Source organism: Arthrobacter sp. TmtSoilC79 (assembly GCF_059739405.1).
Window position 1 is genome coordinate 818918 of record NZ_AP046051.1, and the last position, 20428, is coordinate 839345.

At 61.5% G+C, this 20428-nt stretch carries 15 protein-coding genes; 11 read left to right on the plus strand and 4 right to left on the minus strand.

Going from position 1 to position 20428, the window contains the following annotated elements:
• Nucleotides 1-153 precede the first annotated feature (153 nt).
• From AC6JA3_RS03985 to AC6JA3_RS04010, 6 genes are read left to right on the plus strand one after another with little or no spacing between them, the layout of a single operon-like run.
• Complete coding sequence (locus AC6JA3_RS03985; protein ID WP_497919905.1) at nucleotides 154-1038, plus strand: DUF4132 domain-containing protein; 885 nt, start codon at nucleotides 154-156, stop codon at nucleotides 1036-1038.
• Complete coding sequence (locus tag AC6JA3_RS03990) at nucleotides 1035-5978, plus strand: hypothetical protein (RefSeq protein ID WP_026541980.1); 4944 nt, start codon at nucleotides 1035-1037, stop codon at nucleotides 5976-5978. Before AC6JA3_RS03985 ends, AC6JA3_RS03990 begins: the two co-directional genes overlap by 4 nt.
• Nucleotides 5975-7135: an ATP-binding protein gene (locus tag AC6JA3_RS03995; RefSeq protein ID WP_026541979.1), complete on the plus strand. Its 1161-nt coding sequence runs from the start codon at nucleotides 5975-5977 to the stop codon at nucleotides 7133-7135. Before AC6JA3_RS03990 ends, AC6JA3_RS03995 begins: the two co-directional genes overlap by 4 nt.
• Nucleotides 7116-10652 carry a DUF5682 family protein gene (locus tag AC6JA3_RS04000; RefSeq protein ID WP_162150855.1) on the plus strand — a complete coding sequence of 1179 codons (3537 nt, stop codon included), beginning with the start codon at nucleotides 7116-7118 and terminating at the stop codon, nucleotides 10650-10652. The genes AC6JA3_RS03995 and AC6JA3_RS04000 overlap by 20 nt, the downstream gene beginning before the upstream one ends.
• Nucleotides 10649-12376 (plus strand): hypothetical protein, encoded by a 1728-nt coding sequence (locus AC6JA3_RS04005; protein ID WP_026541977.1) that lies wholly within the window; start codon nucleotides 10649-10651, stop codon nucleotides 12374-12376. The genes AC6JA3_RS04000 and AC6JA3_RS04005 overlap by 4 nt, the downstream gene beginning before the upstream one ends.
• Nucleotides 12377-12381: 5 nt before the next feature.
• Nucleotides 12382-13830, plus strand: a complete 1449-nt coding sequence (locus tag AC6JA3_RS04010; RefSeq protein ID WP_051421614.1) for a CCA tRNA nucleotidyltransferase — start codon at nucleotides 12382-12384, stop codon at nucleotides 13828-13830.
• Between the two features lie 13 nt (nucleotides 13831-13843).
• Here the strand turns inward: AC6JA3_RS04010 and AC6JA3_RS04015 are convergent, their stop codons facing one another.
• Together AC6JA3_RS04015 and AC6JA3_RS04020 are read right to left on the minus strand one after the other, a co-directional pair.
• Nucleotides 13844-14623, minus strand: a complete 780-nt coding sequence (locus tag AC6JA3_RS04015; RefSeq protein WP_238324936.1) for a hypothetical protein — start codon at nucleotides 14621-14623, stop codon at nucleotides 13844-13846.
• A 61-nt stretch (nucleotides 14624-14684) separates the two neighbouring features.
• Nucleotides 14685-15257: an MOSC domain-containing protein gene (locus AC6JA3_RS04020; protein ID WP_026541976.1), complete on the minus strand. Its 573-nt coding sequence runs from the start codon at nucleotides 15255-15257 to the stop codon at nucleotides 14685-14687.
• Between the two features lie 76 nt (nucleotides 15258-15333).
• Here AC6JA3_RS04020 and AC6JA3_RS04025 point away from each other — a divergent pair, with 76 nt between their 5' ends.
• The 3 genes from AC6JA3_RS04025 to AC6JA3_RS04035 are packed head-to-tail and all read left to right on the plus strand — an operon-like array spanning nucleotide 15334 to nucleotide 16794.
• The gene (locus AC6JA3_RS04025; RefSeq protein ID WP_026541975.1) at nucleotides 15334-15771 is read left to right on the plus strand and encodes a hypothetical protein; all 438 of its coding nucleotides are present in this window, start codon (nucleotides 15334-15336) and stop codon (nucleotides 15769-15771) included.
• The gene (locus tag AC6JA3_RS04030; RefSeq protein WP_026541974.1) at nucleotides 15768-15959 is read left to right on the plus strand and encodes a helix-turn-helix transcriptional regulator; all 192 of its coding nucleotides are present in this window, start codon (nucleotides 15768-15770) and stop codon (nucleotides 15957-15959) included. The genes AC6JA3_RS04025 and AC6JA3_RS04030 overlap by 4 nt, the downstream gene beginning before the upstream one ends.
• Nucleotides 15960-16014: 55 nt before the next feature.
• Nucleotides 16015-16794, plus strand: a complete 780-nt coding sequence (locus tag AC6JA3_RS04035; protein WP_026541973.1) for an alpha/beta fold hydrolase — start codon at nucleotides 16015-16017, stop codon at nucleotides 16792-16794.
• Here AC6JA3_RS04035 and AC6JA3_RS04040 read toward each other — a convergent pair.
• The gene (locus AC6JA3_RS04040) at nucleotides 16791-17390 is read right to left on the minus strand and encodes a TetR family transcriptional regulator (protein ID WP_026541972.1); all 600 of its coding nucleotides are present in this window, start codon (nucleotides 17388-17390) and stop codon (nucleotides 16791-16793) included. The two genes, AC6JA3_RS04035 and AC6JA3_RS04040, sit on opposite strands and share 4 nt — an antisense overlap.
• Nucleotides 17391-17470: 80 nt before the next feature.
• On the opposite strand from AC6JA3_RS04040, the gene AC6JA3_RS04045 reads away from it, so the two are divergent.
• Nucleotides 17471-18250: an SDR family NAD(P)-dependent oxidoreductase gene (locus AC6JA3_RS04045; RefSeq protein WP_026541971.1), complete on the plus strand. Its 780-nt coding sequence runs from the start codon at nucleotides 17471-17473 to the stop codon at nucleotides 18248-18250.
• Here the strand turns inward: AC6JA3_RS04045 and AC6JA3_RS04050 are convergent.
• A complete protein-coding gene (locus tag AC6JA3_RS04050; protein ID WP_026541970.1) occupies nucleotides 18245-18724 on the minus strand; it encodes an NUDIX hydrolase in 480 nt (159 codons plus the stop codon). The genes AC6JA3_RS04045 and AC6JA3_RS04050 overlap by 6 nt on opposite strands.
• A gap of 300 nt (nucleotides 18725-19024) precedes the next feature.
• Between AC6JA3_RS04050 and AC6JA3_RS04055 the strand changes: the two genes are divergently transcribed.
• Nucleotides 19025-20344, plus strand: a complete 1320-nt coding sequence (locus tag AC6JA3_RS04055) for a hypothetical protein (RefSeq protein ID WP_238324935.1) — start codon at nucleotides 19025-19027, stop codon at nucleotides 20342-20344.
• Nucleotides 20345-20428 lie beyond the last annotated feature (84 nt).

Genomic DNA, 20428 nt, shown 5'->3' on the forward strand with positions numbered 1-20428 from the left:
CGACGCCGGTGCGCTTGTCTACAACTTGTGAAGGTTGATTTTTGGAAAGCCGCGGTCCAAAAGTGGGCCAATTCGAATACCCCTCCGGAAATGTCGGCGACGTGTGTAAGAATCCGCAGAGATCAGAAAGCATCAAAAGTGTGGGGGAGCAGCGTGACAGCGGTGTGGCTGGATACATCAACCGAGTACAAGATCGGTGTAGCCGACGGCAAAGTCGTGGCACAGAACAAAGCAGGAAAGATCGTCAAGACTGTCCCAGCTGCGTTGAAGGACGACGAAGCAACCCTACGGCTGCGGGCCTTTGTGGAGTGGACGGCGACGCACCAGCGCGAGTGCGGTGAGCAAGTCCAGGACTGGATGGTCCGCTCACTACCCGTGGCAACGACGCTGGTCAGGGAACTTTGGTTGGATGAGAGCTGGCGGGTCTGGCTGAGGGACGCTGTAGTGCTGCCGTGCACGTCGGACGGCTCTGTGGTGGCCGGAGCGCAGGGCGGGTTCCTACGGGATGTTTCCACTGCGGATGGCACCGTGGGCTTGGTGACACTGGACGGTGAAACCGAATACCACCCCTATTCCTACATTCTTCTCCCTCATCCCGTCTTGCTGGGTTCAGAGCGCGATGATTACAGGGACTTCGCTGCCGAACTGGGGATCGTGCAGAAGCTACGGCAGTTGATGCGTGAGACCTTTGACTCCGGAAACAGGGACGGCGCGGACACCGAGGTGAGAGACTACGCCAACGCATCCTTCGAGCAGCTCAGTCATTTGACCTCCCGCGCCCGCTCACTGGGTTACTTGGTCCGTGGGGGCTTCTGCCAACTCACGGTTTCCGAATCCGGCCGGACTGTCCATGCCCGTGTCTGGATCGGCGCCGAAGACCCGGCGTATCCCGCAGAGACTGGACCCCTTTTCTGGCAGGAAGGCGATACCGTCCTGCCCCTTGGTAGCGTAGGACCCGTCGCCTTCAGCGAGGGTATGGCAATGGCAGCGGGGCTATGTGCCGGCCGCACGATCGAAGCTGAAGGAGAAGACGCATGAGTAACGCTCCCACCACTCAGGACAGCCCGGGAACGCTGCTTGATGCCTTCGTTCGGGACGGTGCCGTGACGTTGTCACACTCACCGGAATCCGTGGAATACCTGGCGCGAAGCTACGAGCACCCCGCCCTTCCGGGCAGGCCCTTTGTTCGGATCATGCCTGAGAAGCTGCAGGCTGCCGAGGACCTTGCCTTGGAAACCCTGCAGCTTGCTCCCAGGGGATCCGTGAATGGGTTCTACGGCCGCCGCAGGAGCATCGGGTTCCCTGCCTGGGCCATGATGAACGATCCCGGAAACTCCCATCACGCCTTAGCCTTGGTGAAGGACCTGCAGCGGGTTGCACGGAAGGCCAAGAGCAAACCAGGGCAAGCCAAAGATGATGCCACGGAACTCGCTGCCTACCTGGGCCGATCAGCACCGCATTTCCTCCCGACGTTCCTGGAAGAGATCGGCCGGATTTATCTCCGCGTCCAGAACGCAAAACTTGCCGCCCAGTTCTTTGGCAAGGCACGCGAGGCAGAGGACACCCATAACCTGCCAATCGACGAGGACCGCAACAGGGAAGTGTTCCTGGAATTTGCCTTGGGCGGTGCTCTGAGCGTCAAAACGCTGAGCGAAGAGTCACGAAAACTATCCCGTCGACTGCCTGCGGAGGAAGCCTATGAAGCTTTCCTTCTTCTGAGCGTTGAACGCGTTCGTGGCGGGTTGCCTCCCTACACCGGCATTTCCAAGGACATCATTGCCCTTTCAAAAGCCGCTGGCCGGGACAGTACGGCTGACGAGCACGAGCTTCTGGCTGAGCTGATGCATTTGCCAGCCACCATGGAGGCACCGGCCGCCTTTTGGAAGAGCATCATCAAACGCCTTGCAAAAGTATGCCGGGAGCGTAGGGACATCGCCCTTGTCTTGGGCGCCACAATACCCAACAATGTTGATCAAAGTCTGTGGCTGGATTTCATCCGTGAGTCGCACATTGACGCCCTTCTAAAATCCGGCGAGATCAATGCTGCCCAGTGGTTGGAACGGTTCCTGGGACACGACCCCGCCACGGCCCCCGACCTTCCCGGGCAGCTCTCCCTTATCCAAGAGCTCGCCCCTCTCATCAGGAGGCAGCTGGCGGAGCGCGGCCGCCAAGGTGGTGCGGACGTGCTGGCAATGGCACCGTATTACTTGCCGGATCCCGATGTGCTTGATTGCCTCTTGGAACACGAAATACCGCTGGCCAAACCCACTTCTTACATGCACCTGTTTTTGTACCTACGGCGCGAAAACAACACTCAGGAACTGACGTTTCTCTTGGCCGATCCGGACTGGAGCGAGGTGTTCTGCGAAGGTGTTAGATACGAACTCCGACGCCACGAGAAGCCCGAGGACTGGACGTTCCCCAACGCTGAACAGCGGAATTTTCTTGCCCACCCCGGCATCCGACTGGCGATGCGAAAGATTGGAGAGGATGCATTGCCCGTTCCGGGGGACACACTTGCGGAACTGGCAACCAAGTGGCACACGCTGCGCCTTTTCCAGCTGGACGTTTTGATGCCGATCGTCTCGGACATTATTGGCGGTCTTGATGTTCCGGACATGAGCCACACACTGGCCGAGGTTCTTCGCAGCGGCATCTACGACGAACTCGGCTGGGATCTCCTCGACCAAGTGGTGGATACCTTCAGGACCAAGTGTCAGGACCCAAAGTGCCTGGGACTGCACCTCAGTGGCGTTACTTTTCAGGAGTCCTGGCCCTACGTCATCGTCAGCAACCAGCAGAGGGCGGTTGTCCTCGGTACGCATGGCGTAGTGGCGGACCATGTCTATTCCATTCCAAAGAAATATCCCGTGAGCACGTGGGCCCAGGTCAGGGTGCAGTATGTTGACGGAGATGTCCAGGTTATTTGGCCCACTGATAGCTATCCCGCCGTCTTCGTGGGTTACTGGCTATCCAAACAGCAGGAAACTTTCGAGATGTCCTCGGACGCATACTGGGGGTTGAGGAACGCCGCCATCCCCAGCCTCGAGGCACCGCAGGGTGGCAGGCTGTATGGCGGAAAACCCTTCGAGGCGGGTACACGCCGGGCGCCGACCACGAACGAAGGGTCATTACTAAGCGATGGCAAGCATTATTGGCTTGCCAAGCCGGAAATTAGTTTCCATAACGCTTACGACCCACCCACGAAATGGGTTGAGTATGATCCATCCACGGGACGCCTGGGCCGTAGTTCATACCCCGACTTCATGGCTCCTGCAGTGTCACTCGAGGATCGACGGCCCGTACGGGCAATGTGCGAAATGTTCCCAGCCCCGGAGGACTTCAAAGACTCGCCCTTTGGTTACCGCGATGGGCTTAAGGGCCAGCGGGCGTGGGTGGAAGGGAACACGCTGCACATGGAACGAATAGACGGCGTCAGCGGGGCCATCCCTGTAACGGCCCGCTTTGGCGGCTCCAACGCGGCCATTGCCACCCTTCCCGGTGGTGCAGCCATGGTCATCATGGGCAACGCGCTCCACAGTTTGGACGGCGCACATGTCCAGGCGCATACGGAGCACGATTCCATGGTCGATTTTAGGCGGGGGACCAAGGCATCCGTTTCCGGCATCATCCAGCACTTCCTGAAAGTCAGGGACAACGCGGGTAGCCTCCGCCTGCGTGAAACCACGCCGGCCCAGGCCCGGCTTCTGCTCGAATCGGCTGAAGCGGAACGGGGTGCCGCGACATCAAAAGCCGAGCAGAAAGCGGTTGGGTTCCTCATCCCCAAGGCCCACGGGCAGCTGGTGGAAGGGGTGATAGGAATCGCGCGGGGAGGCAAACTGTTGGACGGCCTTCTCAGAGGGCTCCGAAATTTAGCCAAGCAAACGCCTTCGTTGGTGGCGTCCTCCGCCACGGTTACGGAGGTGGAGACTGAGCCTGCCCTCGACACAGACTCGGAGCAGCCACCAGCTGAAACGTCACCATTGGACACGGCCGATGACATGTGGTCGGCTGGCCTTGTCGGCGGATGGTACGACCATCGCGATGCAAACATGGCCGTGACCCTGGACAACGTGAAAACTCTGGGCCACCGGATTGACGCCCTGAACGAAATGCTCGGGGCAAAGGATTCGAAGAAACGCCTCTTCCGGGCCTTCACCAAGGGCAGCGCCCCGGCCCTCACCCCGGAGGAAGCCGTGACCGAGGTGGAGACAGCTGTTTCCTCCAAAGGCCGGTCGGGAGTGTGGCCGTCGTTCCTGTCCAGCCCTCAAGCACTTATTTATAGGGCCGCCTCACCCATGTGTCCGCCGTCCACGCGCCAACGGATTCTAGCGCTGGTGGAAGGCTTGCTCCGAAGCGGCTTCATTGGGGACGATCGTCCGGACCGCCTGGTTCGGTTCAGCTGGCCTAATGTGTACAACAAACGCCCAAAAATCATGGCGGCCGGTTCTACGGTCACTGTGCCCCTAGGCTCCGCTGCATGGGAAACGGATGCCTCCTCCCACTGGGTTTACTGGGCTGTCCAAATCGGAGGAACTGAGCTGCCGCCCGACTGGATTCTTCATCCGACCCCCGCAGGCCCGGAACCCATGTCCTCTGCTGCTCTGGAGGAAGCCATCTCACTGCTGAAGAGCGGCTTTACCTTCACCATCAGCCGGGCAAACGTTGACGCGTTGGCTGGTCTCACCGGTCTCCCTGAGGCGTCATGCATGGTTCTGCTGAGTGGATGGTGGGATTTTGCCGTATCCAACAGTGAGGATCCCACCCAGCGAATCTCTGCAGCCGATGCGAAGACGACGGCCGCGCTGTTTGCGGACGTACCGCTGGGCATTAAGCGCACCCTGCTGTCCGCTGCACTGCCCTTGGATATGTCGAGCTGTCGCTTGAACGGCCCGGCTGTCGAACGGCTCGCACAGGAATACAACAAGCATTTTGGCGGGCAGATGGCGTGGGATCAGGATCTGGCGGCCAAAGCCGCTTCTGACTTGCGTGGGGTAAAGCCGATGCTCAAGGGCGTCATGGAAGCCCTGCGGAGTGATTCGCGGGAGCGGCTGGACGTCATGGGTAAAGACCACGTGGGCCCGCTGCTGTGGTTGTCCTATCGGTTGCCGGCCGGGCACCCGATTCGCGGCACGCTCGCAGGCTCTTGGGAAGCGGTCCGGGAGAGTGTTGCCCGGAGCGCTGGAATGGAAGAACTCGCGCACGACGTCAAGGGAGCGCTGAGGCGCACCCTCGCCCTTCCCGTTGGCGGAGAGGCCCGTGTGGACACGGTGGGCCCCTTCAAGGTTGAGTACGTCCCGGACCACTGGTACGAAAGCAGGGACTCCGTCTCCGCTGCGCCCGCAGCGCTAACCAGGGAGCATGTGGGCGTACTGCAGGCGTGGCTTGATGCGGACCAAGGAACCAGCATTTCTCCCGGTGTCTACGTGAGACCGGCGGTTGGCCAGTTGGTCACCCTGCTGTCCGACGACCTCGATGATCTGATCCATCGCCTCGGTAGCGAGAACGCAACCGGGTTCCTGCAGGACCCGGCGGTAGGTGCGCCGGAGGTATTGGAGAAGGCTTGCGCGGAACTGGGGCTGAGTACTGATGCTGGAAGGCTCTTCCTGCAGTTGCTCGCTCTGCACGACCCGAGCACCAAAAATGTGCGCGAGTGGAACGGGTGGACGTTGGCTGCCTACCGAAAAGCAGGAGCAGAACTGGTAGACAAAGCATTGGTGCTGACGGCTAAACGACCCAGGGCCGGTAGGGAATTGTTCCTCCCGGGAGCCTGGATCAAGATCAACGATGTTGATTTGCCCGTGGAAGGTTGGAAAGCGCCGATGTTCGGCATTAAACCCATGGACCGTCCGCATCTGCCGCTGGGGGTCCTGCTGCCGCGAATGCACGTTTCGGCACTCTTCGAGAGGGCTTGGGCAAGGTACACCTCCGGGGACCAGCCGGCTCTTGAAGAACTGACTACAGGCGGGAAACGATGACCACTGTAACAACCGAGGGAGCGGGAGTTCCGCAGAGGCAGGCGACGCTTCCAGAGGAAGCACACGCTGACGAGCTCGCCTTCCTGGCAGCGTACGACGACGGTCCCAGGCCGCCGGGTTGGGCGCTCACCCCCCGCAGTGTGGTGACCTTCGTGACGGGTAGCCAAGGGGAGCTTAAGCTACCCAGAGGTTCAGGATCCGGAACCTTACCCGGGCGCCTTTCCATCGCGCCAAAGTACGTTGGTGACCACGCCGTCGTCGAACGTGCCGTGGTCACACTGGCGGGTGAGCGGGGCTTGATGCTGGTAGGGGAGCCGGGCACTGCCAAATCCATGCTGTCCGAACTTTTGTCAGCGGCGATCTCCGCGACATCACAATTGACTGTCCAGGGAACGGCGGGCACCACTGAAGACCAGCTGCGCTATGGCTGGAACTATGCACTGCTGCTGGCTCATGGTCCAACCCCTTCGGCCCTGGTGCCGAGTCCGGTCATGACTGCAATGCGGGAAGGAAAAGTTGCCCGGATCGAAGAGATCACCCGATGCTTGTCAGAGGTTCAGGATGCCATGGTGTCCATTCTCAGTGACCGCAGGATCTTTGTGCCTGAACTCGGCGAAGCCGTACATGCGGCGCCGGGGTTTGCCCTGATCGGCACAGCGAACCTTAGGGACCGCGGTGTTAGCGATATGAGCGCGGCCCTCAAACGCCGCTTCAACTTTGAGGTGATCCGGCCCATCGCCGCCTTGGAGGATGAGATTGCGCTGGTAACGCGACAAACGGTCTCTGCCCTGGAACGATGTGGTGCCCCACGACAGGTGGACAAAGTTGTCATAGAAGCGCTGGTTACGGCCTTCAGGGACATGCGGAGTGGAATCAGCGTGGAAGGATGGCCGGTTGAAAGACCATCCACTGTGCTGTCCACGGCGGAAGCTGTTTCTGTCTCGACATCAATCGCCTTGACCGGCGCCTATTTTGGCTCCCGGAAGGACCTTTTGGACCTCGTGCCCGGGCATCTGCTGGGAGTGGTCAGGAAAGATGACGACAAGGATGCGGCCCGGCTACTGGCGTATTGGGATTCCACCGTCAAGCGCCGAGCCCAAGCGGGAACCCGCACGTGGGCCAGGATCTGGGAGCTCCGTGACCAGCTTCACCAGTGACTCCCCGGCCGGGGTTGTGGAGGGCTCGGAGGGCTCGAAGCACATTGCGGCAACCGTGGACTTGCTGTGCAGTTCCACGATGCCCTTTCTGATTGGCGTCCGCCATCATTCGGCCGCCCTGGCCTCAGTGATCCCCCGGCTGCTGGAGGACTTTGGACCGGACGTTCTCTTGCTGGAACTACCTCAGGACGCACAGCCCTGGCTTGAATATATTGCATCTGAAGAAACCATGGCGCCCATAGCTTTTGCCGGGGTCAGCAGGTATGGACACGTCAGCCTCTACCCCTTCGCTGATTTCAGCCCGGAGCTTGCCGCCATGCGGTGGGCAGCCAAGCAAGGGGTTCGAGTCATTTGCTGTGATGCGCCCATGACAACCTACGCGCGGGAAACCCAAGAGGTACATGCGCCCGACGGTGAACCTGAGAAAAAACGGGACACCTTGGCAGAGCGGGCGGGAATCCAGCTCCCTGCTGGCTTGTGGGACACCTTGGTGGAGGGCAGGGCGAGCGGAGCCGAAGCGGAGCAGTTGCGCAGGGCCGGGCTGGCGGCGGGCTGGGCCTTCCGTGCACAAGCCCAGGAGTCCGTGGACGGCATTCCACATCACGACCTCTACCGCGAGTCCCATATGCGCCGGACACTAGCCGAGGTTTTGGCGGCCCCGCCCATAACGAAAGGCGAGCCACCAAGGGTGGCGGCCGTCGTCGGGTCCTTCCATGCAGCAGCCCTGCTGCAAGCGCCGCAGTCCCAGCAGCAGACGGAAGCTGGCTGGGAGGCAGACACCAGGGAAACCTCCAAGCCGGTCGTCTGCTCACTGGTCCCCTATGCGTTTGCGCAACTTGATGAAAGGTCCGGCTACCCGGCGGGTATCAGTGACCCCGAATGGCAGCAAAGTGCTTTTGAATGTGGTCTGCAACCCGACGGCCTGATCCAGCTGGTTACAGCGTTGAGCACGCGTATGGCCCGTGAATTGCGCGCACTCGGCCATCCTGCGGGCCCCGGCGAATCGCGTGAAGCAGTACGGCTGGCCGCGGACCTTGCGTCCCTCCGGGGGAAGCGGGCGCCGGGACGGACTGAGCTCCTCGAAGCGTTCGTCACGGTCTTCGCCCAGGGCGATGTCCTGGGCAAGGGCCGCGCAGTGGCACGCGTTGCAGAGCAATTGTTGGTGGGTGAGCGTCGCGGGGCAGTTGCCCCGAATACCCCTGTGTCAGGTCTGGCCGCGGCCCTGGACTCGGATTTCCAGCGTCTGAGACTTCCGTCCAAGGAGACGCTGGGAGGCCAGGTGCGTGTTCTTGACCTGGACCCTTACAGAACCCTGGACTCGGGAAAGCCGGCACTCGACTGGCACCGCCAGAAATTTCTGGCCCGCCTCCATGTTGCAGGGATCGCCTACGGCACCCAACAGCAAGTATCGGGCGTCGGCGGATTTCCGGCCCTTACCCATCGCTGGGAGGTGGCGTACTCTGCCGCAACCGCCGCCACTGTTGAACAGGCAGCACTCCTGGGAGTCACCCTGAAACAAGCTGCTGCGGGCCGGGCGTCGGCAGCACTACGTCGCTATTGCGAGTCGGATCAAGACAGCCAAGGAATCGCGGCGGTGGTGGCTGGTGCAGGTGAGTGTGCTCATTCAGACCTTCCGGCCGTCTTCGAAAGCTATTTGGACGTGATGGCGGCACAGCTTCCTGAATCGGGCAGTCTCACCCACATCATGGCGGGACATTCGTTGCTGGCCGGCATTCGGCAGGGAGAGGTGGCCGTCTTTTCTCCGGAACGGCAACTTGCAGCAAGGATGGCCGAAGTGGAGGCGGAGCTGCTGGGGGCTGCCATGCAGCAAGTGGAAGCCCTCACGGGAAGCGATGCACTTGCGGACGCCGAGGCTTTGATCTCGTTGGTGGGTACCCTGAATCGGCTGCCGGAGCGGATGGTGGTCGCTTTGGCGGGCATGCTGGTTGACGGGTCACCCCTCATGCAAGGAACGGCCGCTGCGTTGTTGACCCGGAGAGACCAACGCACTTCGGCTTGGCTCCGCTCGCAGCTCTCGGCCTGGGTGTGGGCTGCAGGTAACCCGGAACAGCGGGCGGGGTTGAAAGCAAGGCTCTCCGGGTTCTGCTTGGCTGCCGGCGAACTGCTCGAAATCGGTTCGGACGTCCTCAAAGGATTCATGGATCAGATCGAAGAGTTTCCCGATCGGGATTTTCTGGACAGGGCCCCCGCAATGCGCGGAGGGTTTGATACCTTGTCCCCGGCAGTCCGCCAACGCATCCTTGAATCGGTCATCGGCGCTGACCAGGACGCTGGAAAATTAGCTGTTGACGCAAACACGTTGCTGGCATGGGCCTCCGCAGATGAACGTGCCTGCGCTGAATTGGAGCGGCTCGGATTATCCCGTGCCCTGGCACCGGTTGACCGTTGGCGGCTCTTGTTGGGGAGGGACACGGCCGGAATGCCTGAAATCTCCCGCAGGTACGCCCGGACGCTGGACGAGCTCTATGGAAGCGGTGCAGGCGAGGGGTCTTGGGAAGACCGGATGAATACCCCATCCGGGGGCGATGACCTTCCCTATCCCGGTGCGCGTGAGTGGGCAGCTGATATTGATGAGCTGTTTGGGCCGGCCATTCGGGAAGAAGTCCTGGCCGAAGCAGCAACCCGCGGTCGGTCGGAGGCATTGCTCCAGCTGGACCCCGAGACGACGCGACCTTCTGTGGAACTGTTGTCCAACATCCTCGCATTGGTGGGTGCTCTGCCTGAAAGCCGTGTGACCGGCGCCCGACGTCTCGTTGCACGCATGGTGGAGGAGCTGTCCAAAGAGCTGGAGTCCGATCTTCAGCCGAGCCTGATTGGCATCTCACTGGCACGTCCAACATTCCGGAAGACGCCGGTTATTGACCTGCATCGAACCATTCTGGCCAACCTGAAAACCGCCACCGCCGTGGAAACAACAGGACCGGACGGCGTTCCAAAGACCAGCTGGCGCCTCCTCCCTGATCGTCCGGTCTTCAGGACTCCGGCCGGCAAGAGCTCCCAATGGCATGTCATTGTGCTGGTGGATGTTTCAGGGTCCATGGAAGCCAGTACAGTTTTCGCGGCTTTGACGGCCGCCATTCTCACGGGAGTGAACTGCCTCGAGGTGTCGTTCGTGACGTTTTCCACCCGAATCGCGGACCTGTCCCGTCATGCGGTGGACCCGCTCACTCTTTTGCTGGAGATCCAGGTGGGTGGCGGGACTAATATCGCGGGGGCCTTGGCCTATGCACAGAGTATCGTCACATCGCCCCAACGCACTCTCTTGGCAGTTATCAGCGACTTCGAAGAGGGCGGATCGGTGTCGGCGCTCGTCCAGTGCGCCGCTGAACTCCACAGCTCGGGAGTGAAACTCTTGGGCTGCGCTGCCCTTAATGCCGCAGGGAAAGGCGCGTACAACGCCGCTGTTGCGCGGAGGTTGGTGGCCGCCGGAATGCCGGTGGCCGCTGTTTCACCGCAGGAACTCGCCCAGTGGGTGGGCGATATGGTGCGATCTTGACAGCCAAGGATCCGGGCGGGTTGCGGTTGTTGCTTCCCGCTGCGGAGCCCGGGCTGGTGGCCGAGGTTTTGGAAGCATTGCCGGTCCGCTTGCGTAAGAAGCTCGACGGCGGTGTGGACACTGGCGCTTGGATCGTGACGGAGGGTTGCGCGGTCATGGGGGCGGCCAGTGTGCGGTTTGCATCCAAGGTGATTGCATCCCTCAGTGATGTCACGTGCGACTGCTTGCTGGCTCCGAAATGCCTGCATCTGGCGTCATTCTTGAGTGTTTGCCGTACAGCCGGCGAGACCCCTGTCGACTTAGCCGGTCCTGCATTGGTCGTCCTCGAAGCCCAAGGCGCGGGGCTGTCCGCGGCGCCATCCGTATTGAGTGCTGCCCAGGAAGCGATAGTCGCTGAAGGTTCACTGTTGGCAAGTCGCCTGCTGTACTCAGGGCTCGACCGCTCCGATGCCTTGAATTATGCGGCCGTGTTGAAGTTGGTTCACCGTTCCCGGGCCACCGGATTGCATCGGTTGGGACGCCATGGCGCCATGTTGGCACGAAGCCTGCCCCAACACGCTGAGATGGAGACACGCCGGGACCGCCGGATGCACGCACTCCTCGACTTCAGCCTAGCCTTGCACCTCCTGGCACGCTCTCATTCGCAAGCGACGGTGTCTCCGACGCTGCTTGGTACGGCCCGGCAAACACAGCGGGATGTCCCTGCCATGAAACTGCAGGGGGTCTACTGTGAGCCCATCATCTCAGCGGGGGGCTACAACGGATGCGTGACGCACCTACGCAGCGGAGATGGGGGTAGCTGGTCAGTTTCAAAGTTCATACAAAACCGCTCCGGCTTCACCGAACTGGCTGATGCTCGATCCGCAACCAGGTCAAGCTATGCGCAGGCTCCTGACCTGGGGCGTATCTCCGTTCCGCAGCAGGATCTGTGCCGGGGCGGCCTCCAGGTATCCAATGCCACGGCCTCCCGGTCCGGCAGACTCGGCGCTGGTGCGAAGGTACAAGCCATTGCCCTTCCCGGCGAAAGATGGCCGGATTGGTGGTTCCGGGACACTGCTGGTCATCCGGGGCAGGGTGAACCGGGGGACGTGCCTCCGGATCAATTCCTGGAAGGGGAAACCATTGGCACCAAGGACGGCCAGCTTGTCATTGCCACGCCTCGGGGCCAGCGCATCCTCCACCCGTTGCCTGCAGCGGAGGCTCTGGGTGCCGTCGAGTCTTTTAGATTGCTGGGACTCAACCCCGGCATTCATCTTCGGGCCGTGACTCGAAAAGAATCCGGGCGGACCTACTTGCTGGCCTGCGAATTCCGGCCAGCCGAAGTACTTTTGCCGGATCGTTTGAAGCAGCGGTTCATGCCCGGCCTGGACAAGCTGGATCCTTCCAGCTTTCTACGCAGCGAGGTATCAGGGGAGCCCGCAGGGGTGCCGGTCACCGAGCCGTTCAACCCGAATTTTCCGGGAATCGAGGTTCTGAACGGCTGGTTGGAGCGGACCGCTGTTTACGGACACAGCGCCTTGCCGGCAAGCAACCCTGCCTTGGTACGGGATATCACGTTCTTGTACCGGCATGGGGGCTATCACTCAAGCAAGCTGTTGGATGAACTGCAGCTTAGCGCGCACTCTCCGCTGCGTGACTTTGACGGCACCGCGCTTCCCAATCCCGCCTCCCTGCATAGAGCCTGGCTTCGTCTTGGCATTGTTGTGCGGGCCCTCGAAGAATGAATACTGTGGACATCCCTGGCCTCATCAATCTCACCCCCGAAGCCCGGCGGGTTCTCGATTCCCTTCGTGCCGCCGGTGGTCGCCCCCTCATTGTTGGAGGCTCCGTCCGGGACGCGTTGCTCTCCCGTGCCAGCGGTGTGCTGGTGGACTCAAAAGACATCGACATTGAGGTCTATGGGCTGACCACTGCCCAGGTGTCAGCGGCATTGCCTGGATACGTCATGGAAGTAGGGCAGCAGTTCGGGATCGTTTCGGCCACTGTGAACGGCCAGGTTTTTGATGTCTCATTGCCGCGCCAGGAATCCGGGACCGAGGCCTTCTCCCGGCGGGACTTCACCATCAATGCCATGGGCTGGGATGACAGGAGCGGGACCGTTGTGGACCCGTTCGGGGGACAGGTCGACCTGGCAGCGGGAATCCTTCGCCACACGAGCCCGGCTTTTAGCGATGATCCGCTGAGAGTTCTCCGGGCCATGCAGTTCAGTGGCCGTTTTGGGTTCCGGCTGGTTCCGGAGACAGCGCAGCTGTGCCGCAGCCTCTTTCCGGCCTTCCCGGACCTGCCGAGGACTCGGATTTGGGGGGAGTTTTACAAGCTGGCCTCGAAAGGCGTCTATATCTCTGAGGCGCTGGAAACGCTTTTCATGTCCGGTTGGGAAGAGCATTTCCCGGAACTGGCTGCGATAAGGGGCGTTCCACAAGACCCGGAATGGCATCCGGAAGGTGATGTGAACATCCACCTCGGTTTAGCCGGCGACCAAGCAGCCCGGATCGCGCGGCGCGACAATCTGGGCGCCGATGAAACCGCAGCCTTGGTACTGGCCGCCATCACCCATGACTTCGGCAAGGCTGTCTCTACCACCATCGATTCGAACGGCCGGATCACTTCCAACGGACACAACGTCACAGGGGTTGAGCCCGCCCGGAGTTTCCTGCGCCGGATCGGAGCGCCTGGCCGATACGAGGACAAGATCCTGCCTCTCATCCGGGAGCACATGTGCCACACTCCTGAAGGTCCCCAAGGTGTCATCAGTGATTCGGCGGTCCGGAGGCTGGTACGGCGCCTGAACCAATCCAACGGTGGTCCGTCCATCAAGGACTGGGCGCGCCTGGTGGAAGCCGACAAAGCAGGCCGCGGGCCGGGCGCACGTCAGGGCGTCAACCATCTGCCCACTTGGCTGGCAAAAGCTGAGCGGCTGGGCAAGGATCCTGTTGCAGGGACCACTCTGTTGAAGGGGGCCGCCTTGGCTGAGGCGGACATTCCGCGCGGGAGACTGTGGCACTTTGTTATTGAGCAGAGCCGGGACGCCCAGGACGATGGGTTGTTCAGCGACGAGGCAGGCGCGGCGGCTTGGCTTCATGCCAACCGGGAGGCAGTTGTGGCAGGGGCATTGAGACGGCTGGACGAATTCGAGGCTGCGGGGGAGAAGAGCAAAGCAACGGGTGTGGCTCCCTGACCTTGTTTGCCGGTCAGACCCCTGGTTTCCAACCTGGGAGGGTTGAATAGCCGGTCCTGAGGCGGCAAAGAGGGTCAGGAAGCTCACGGTCCTGGACGCGGCGTCGGGCCACGGCGTAGGAAGGTTCACGGAGTCGCTTGGTCCAGCCGTAGGTCCCGGCTGTTGGAAGCGGGTTCAGGACCGGATCAAATCTTTCGGCAGTGTCACTGCCGTGGATATCAGCCAGGGCGAGAGTCAACGTTCCAAACCTGGTCCACGGTCCCAACGGGCTTGCATGATGGAGTTCGAGGATCCAAGGATGTTGGCCAAGATGCGAGCGGAACGCGCGTGGTTCGGCCGGCAGCTGTGGCGGTCCTTCGATGGTCCTTGCCGCTATCAGCACAGGGCCCGCCTCTGATTTGTAGGGCATCATCGTGGTGAAAACTGCTGATGCGGCATCCCGTCGGAGCCGGAGGATAAAGCGGCCAAGTCCCGTGGCTCCTGTGCTCGCGAGCAGCAGGTCGGACCGTTTGTCCTGCTCGATGAAGCGGACAGCCAGTCCGATGATGTCCGGGAAAGAACCCGGCATTCCCAGCGAACGTGAAATTCGTGCCTCCACCCGGTTGCTTCCGGCCATGTCCATCCACGGGATTCCCGATGCCCGGAGCGGAAGTCCGTCCCTCTCCAGGGTCCCCACAAGATGGACCCCTTCGGGGTGGTTGGGCCTGTTGGGACGAACTACTTTGATGGCCCGGAATAGTGCAGCGAAAGCAGAACCGGCGAAGGCCTGGGCGTTCTTGCTCAATCTCTTCACGCATTCACCTTATGCGCGAGCAGCCTTGAAAGACAGGTCCCTTATGATTTGCGGACAGTGATCACGGCAATCGCGACGGCCGCAGCACGTTGGCATCCCCGGCTTTGCCCGGATCCAGGGCAACGGGGCTGACCAGTACCGCCGGTCCCCGGCGCAGCAGCCCACCTGCAATGACCTGGCAACGGACGCCGCCACGCCCACGCATAGACTTGTGGGCTCCCGGGGCAAGCATTTCATCCATCCAGGCGCAGGGGTGTGCAGGCCGCCCGACCTTGAGTTGCACGGCATGTCCGCCGGATTCGATCGTGAACTCGTGACCGAGCAAAGGAGCAAGCTCAACTCCGCGGAGAACCACGTTCCTCCGTGTCAGCAGGGGATCGAAAGGCCCGGCCCCAAGTTCGGCGGCGATCGCTTCCAGTGCCTCCACGGCAAAGAGGGTCACGGCGGCATCCATGTGCGCGGCTTTCCCAAAGAACCTGTCGCCAACAATTCCTTTGCCGGCCACCAGCTCTGCCTGCCCGGCATCGATGGTGGGAACATCGGCGGCGCCTTCCCTGGCGCGGCCAAAGTAGGCGTGGGCCGGCGACACCAAAAGGTGCAGCACCTCGACGTCGTACCTGTACTCGGTGGTCATCCCTCAACGCTAGCTCCAGCGTGGGAAGTATGCACCAAGGATTGTCCCCCTGTGTAAAGGGTGCTTTACTTCAGGCATGAGTAAAGTTTCCTTTACATCGAAGCGTGCGCCATTTCATCATTACGTCCTGGCTGCCACCCTCGCGGCCATAATGACCTTGGCCGTCGCGCTTTTGGTCGGAGCATCAAACCCGGCTGACTTCTGGCCTGCTGCAGCGATCGGAGCCCTTTGTGCCGCCTACCCGGCGATGTCCCTCGGTGCCAAGGTCTTCATTTCCCGCCACACCGTCACCCGCGACCCCCATGGTGAGCAGAGCGTGGAACTCCAGTGGATGAGACAAGCCGGTGCCGGTGCGTTCCTGGATGTCCTGGTCGCCACCATCGTTGTTGCCCTGGTGCTGACGGTTGGTCGGTTTCAGATCGAAGCACTCCCGGTGTTGCTCGGTCTTGTTGGGCTGAGCGCGGTTGACGCCGGGCTGCGATACGTGGCCATTCGCCACCGCGCGCTGAAGTGAAGAACAACCTCGCCGGGCGTCGAGCTGAACGCCGCTGGACACAGGCTGACCTGGCGGCGGCACTCGGGGTTTCCCGGCAGACTGTCATCTCCATTGAGAAAGAGAAATTCGACCCCTCGCTGCCTCTGGCCTTCCTCATTGCCCGGACGTTCGACTGTGCCATCGAGGACATCTTCACAGCGGAGTAAGGTCCTTGTGTCCCACGCCGCAGCGCTTTGAAGGCCTCCCGGATACTGTGGCACGGTGAACTTTGCGCAAGCCCCCGACGGCGCTGAACTCGCCTGGACTTCCGAAGGCGACGGCGAACCAATGCTGCTCATCGCCGGGCAGGCGACATCCATGGACGGTTGGGGCCCGACGGCGGAGCTTCTGTCCCGCCATTACCGCGTCATCCGCTTTGATCACCGGGGGATTGGGCGGAGTGGGAAGGGCGAAGCGGACCGCTACACCACGCGGCTCTTCGCCGAGGACGCTGCCGCAGTCCTTGATGCCGCCGGAGCCGATTCAGCACACGTGTACGGCCATTCCATGGGTGGGCGGGTTGCCCAGTGGCTGGCCGTGGATTACCCCCGGAAGGTCCGTACCCTGATCCTCGCCGCAACGAGTGGCGGGAAATGGCCGGATGCCGGAACGCAACCGGATAAGGCAGCTTTGGAAGCCCTGGTCAGCGGCGACATGTCACGGCTTGAGCCACTCTTCTTCGATGCTGGATGGGTAGGCGCCAATCCCGAGGCGACGCATACCTTCTTCAACTCGCCAGCCTCGGCCTGGGCCAAAGCGCGTCATTTCAAAGCCAGCCGGGAACACGATGCCTGGCGTGACCTCGGATCGGTCCAAGCGCCGACGCTGATCCTGCATGGCACCGAGGATGCCTTGGCACCATTGCCGAATGCACTCCTGCTCCGCGAGCACATTCGCGGCTCGGTACTGGTGCGCGTACCAGGAGCTGGTCATGGCCTGCATCTGGACCATCCTGAGACGGTGGAGTGGATCCGGCAATTCGTCGCCAGGAAGAGCAGCTAGCGCGGGGGAACCCTCAACACCTCGAGCGCCGCCATCAGGTACGGGGCCGGGTCAGGATCGGAGCCGGCGGCCCACTGCATCCATGCCTCGAAGGTCGCGGCCAAGTAGGCGGCACTCAGGAAGCGGGCCGCGGAATCGGACAGGCCGTCCTCGACCAGGAATGCCAGGGCCCTCTCCCGCTGTGGTGCCAGGGACTCGTAGCTGCGGCTGGTCAGCTCCGCGTGCTCGGCAATCAGCCGGAGCCGTCCCCGGGTCACGGATAGGTCGGGGATGACGGCGACCCCGGCAACAGCTGCTTCGCGCAACCCGGTCAGCACATCGCCGTCGGACTTTTCCTGCCTGTGGAAAGAACCGAAGGCGAGGGTTGACGCTTCGACTACAGGCTCGGTGCCACCCCACACCAGGTCCGCCTTGCTGGCGAAGTAGCGGTAGAGGCTCTTGCGCCCGATCCCGGCTGCCCGGGCGATGTCTTCCATGGACGTGTTCTGGTACCCGTGTTCGGCGAACAGCTCCAAAGCGAGCCCGGCTACGGCGTCGGGGTCGATGGTGACGGGGCGACCACTGGCACGCAGGGTCTTGGCATCTTCCGAAGTCATCCCTCCAGTATTCACTCTTACATAATGACACAGAGTGTCATAAGCTGGCTTCACTACCCGGAAAATACTGGAAGGACATCATGGGCAACGACGCTTCATGGCAGGAGGCCACTACCCCCGGCCGTTTTGCCGGCAAGACCATCATCGTCACGGGCGCGGCCTCGGGAATCGGCCAGGCCACCGCTTTGCGCATCGCCAAGGAAGGCGGCAGGGTGATAGCGGCGGATATCAGCAAGGACCGGCTGGATGCCCTCGTGGAGGAAAACGCAGGACTTGAACTGGTGCCCGTCGCCGGAGACATCTCCACGGAGGAGACCGTAGCCGCAGTCGTGGCGGCCGCCGGTGGACGGGTGGATGCCTTGGCCAACGTTGCCGGCATCATGGACAACTTTGCGCCCATCCATGAGGTGGATGACGAGCTTTGGGAACGGGTCTTCCGCATCAACGTCACCTCGCTCATGCGACTGACCCGCGCCGTGGTGCCGCTCATGCTCGACGCCGGGACCGGATCAGTGGTGAACGTTGCGTCCGAGGCAGGCCTGCGTGGTTCAGCAGCCGGTGCTGCCTACACCGCATCCAAGCATGCGGTAGTGGGCCTCACCAAGAACTCGGCCGTGATGTACGGACCCAAAGGTCTGCGGTTTAACGCAGTAGCTCCCGGTCCCACCATCACCAACATCGTTGCCAACTGGGGCTCGCAGCTGGCTGCGGAACGCCTTGGCCCGCTGATGCAAGCCACGGTTCCCACTCCAGCGTCGGCTGCGCAACTGGCCGCGTCCATCACTTTCCTGCTCAGTGACGACGGCACCAACGTCAACGGTGCCATCTTGGCGTCCGACGGCGGGTGGTCGGCTCTATAGGGATTCCCCGCCAAGGTGCCGGACCAGTGCGTCCACAATGGGGAGTTGCCCCTTGACGAGTTTGGTCCGGGCCTCGGCCTCTTCAAACCAACGGGCATCGTCGATTTCCGGGAAGTCCTTGATGACACCTGAACCCTTGGGCCACTCCATGGGAAAGGTGTTGCTGATGATCTGCTCCGGCTGGAAGTCAGTCGCTTCGGCTGCGTAAGCAGTGATGAGCTTCCCTGAGGGCTGCCGGAAAACCCCCAACAATTCGTAGCTGGCAGCAGGCGCAGCAGAACCTATCTCTTCGGCAAATTCGCGTTTGGCTGCAACCAATGGGTCTTCATCGTCAAGAAATTCACCCTTGGGGATGGACCAGGCATGTTGGTCTTTGCGCGCCCAGAAAGGGCCGCCCATGTGGGCGATCCATAGCTGCAATTCGCCGCTGTTCGAGGTTCGGTGGAGGAGAATGCCGGCACTTCGGATGGTCATGTTTTTCCTGGATGACGTGCTGATCAGCGGGTTTTCCTGGCGGGGACGGATCTGTCCAGAGTACTGCGCAACTATCGACCGTTATCCAATTGATGTTGAAACAGTCATATTCAATGCCTATTTCGCTTCCAGCAGCGTCCCGGCTACTCGATAATCGAGGAGTTGCACGTTCCTCGGGGGTGGAACGTGACTGCGGTCTCCGGCAATTGCCGGAGACGTTTCTGGGCGCATCAACTGGAGGACACAGCTATGGCATCGTCAATGAGTCTCCTTCCAACCGGGGGAAGAAAAATAATGGGAATGGCCGCCGTCATGGCGGTTGGTTTATCACTGTTCACGGGCATCAACCCCTCACACGCCGCGGATACCACGCCCATGGCCGAGGATCCTGGACCTGTGGGCAGTTTCGCGTGGAAGGGCTTCAACTGGCAAAAGCGTTTTTGGGGCGGCGGGCCCATGTACAACGCCAGCTGGGACGCCAACAACGTCAGCAATCCTGACGCCAACGGGTATGTGAAACTTTCCATCAGCAACCCCACTGGTTCTGCTCCGAAGGGCGCAGAATTCCAGTCCACCCGTGAAGGCTTCGGCTACGGCACGTACAGCACCACAGTGGAGAAGGATGTCAGTGCGTTGCAGAAGGAAGTAGTGTGGGGCTGCCTCTTCACCTATGATCCCGCAGCGGAACCGGGCTACACGGAGATCGATCTGTGTGAAGCGTCGGCGTGGGGCGGTGGGGCTGCCTATGGCGAAGACTGGCCGGTCACGCAGGGCCACGGGTATTGGTTCGACGCCACCAAGCCTCCGGGCCAGGGCAATAACACCATCAATTTCGATGTCACGAACGCCCCGATCCTTACCCACAGGATGGTCTGGGAACCAGGAAAACTGACTTTTGAGACCTTCGCGGGGGAGGGTTACGGCGGGCCGCTGCTGAAGAGGACCGTCCTGCAGGGCTCCACTGTTCCGCTTCCGGCCAATGAACAGATCCACTTCAACCTCTGGGTTACCGGTGGCGGCGGCGGAGATCCGGCGCATGTAGCTCCCGAAACCGTGACCATCCGTGATTTCTCGTTCGTCCCGGGGATTCCGCTGACCGCTCCCGTTCCAACAGTGACTGGAACAGCAGCTGTAGGTTCAACCCTGACCGCAAACCCCGGAACCTGGACCACCGGAACCGCCTTGACGTACCAGTGGTACCGGAACGGTGTTGCGATCGCCGGCGCCACCGCTGCAACAAGGGTGCTCGCAGCAGCGGACCAAGGCACCACCCTGACGGTAAGGGTGACGGGAACCAAAACCGGGTACGCAACAACCACCAAGGAATCAGCCCAAACGGCCGCAGTGGTCCCGGGTACCTTGGTGGCACCTACACCCACTATCACTGGAACGTTGAGCGTCGGCTCCACATTGACGGCCAACCCCGGGACGTGGACGTCCGGAACCACCCTGGCGTATCAGTGGTACCGCTCCGGTGTTGCGATTACCGGAGCCACGGCAAAGACCTACACCCTGGTGGGCGCTGACCAAGCGGACACCATGAGGGTCAGGGTTACCGGCACCAAGGCCGGTTACACCACGGTGGCCAAGTTCTCGGCCATTTCTGTCCCTGTCACCTGACACATGGGCTTGCCGCTTAAATGACAAACCCGCAGTTGTGTCGCGCTGGGGGGTTTGCGACACAACTGCGGGACTGCCAGGCCT

Coding starts and splice junctions, on each gene's coding strand:
- AC6JA3_RS03990 (WP_026541980.1), top strand. CDS start 1,035: ATGAGTAACGCTCCCACCACTCAGGACAGCCCGGGAACGCTGCTTGAT.
- AC6JA3_RS04050 (WP_026541970.1), bottom strand. CDS start 18,724: ATGACCATCCGAAGTGCCGGCATTCTCCTCCACCGAACCTCGAACAGC.
- AC6JA3_RS04040 (WP_026541972.1), bottom strand. CDS start 17,390: ATGACTTCGGAAGATGCCAAGACCCTGCGTGCCAGTGGTCGCCCCGTC.
- AC6JA3_RS04055 (WP_238324935.1), top strand. CDS start 19,025: ATGGCCGCCGTCATGGCGGTTGGTTTATCACTGTTCACGGGCATCAAC.
- AC6JA3_RS03995 (WP_026541979.1), top strand. CDS start 5,975: ATGACCACTGTAACAACCGAGGGAGCGGGAGTTCCGCAGAGGCAGGCG.
- AC6JA3_RS04045 (WP_026541971.1), top strand. CDS start 17,471: ATGGGCAACGACGCTTCATGGCAGGAGGCCACTACCCCCGGCCGTTTT.
- AC6JA3_RS04020 (WP_026541976.1), bottom strand. CDS start 15,257: ATGACCACCGAGTACAGGTACGACGTCGAGGTGCTGCACCTTTTGGTG.
- AC6JA3_RS04025 (WP_026541975.1), top strand. CDS start 15,334: ATGAGTAAAGTTTCCTTTACATCGAAGCGTGCGCCATTTCATCATTAC.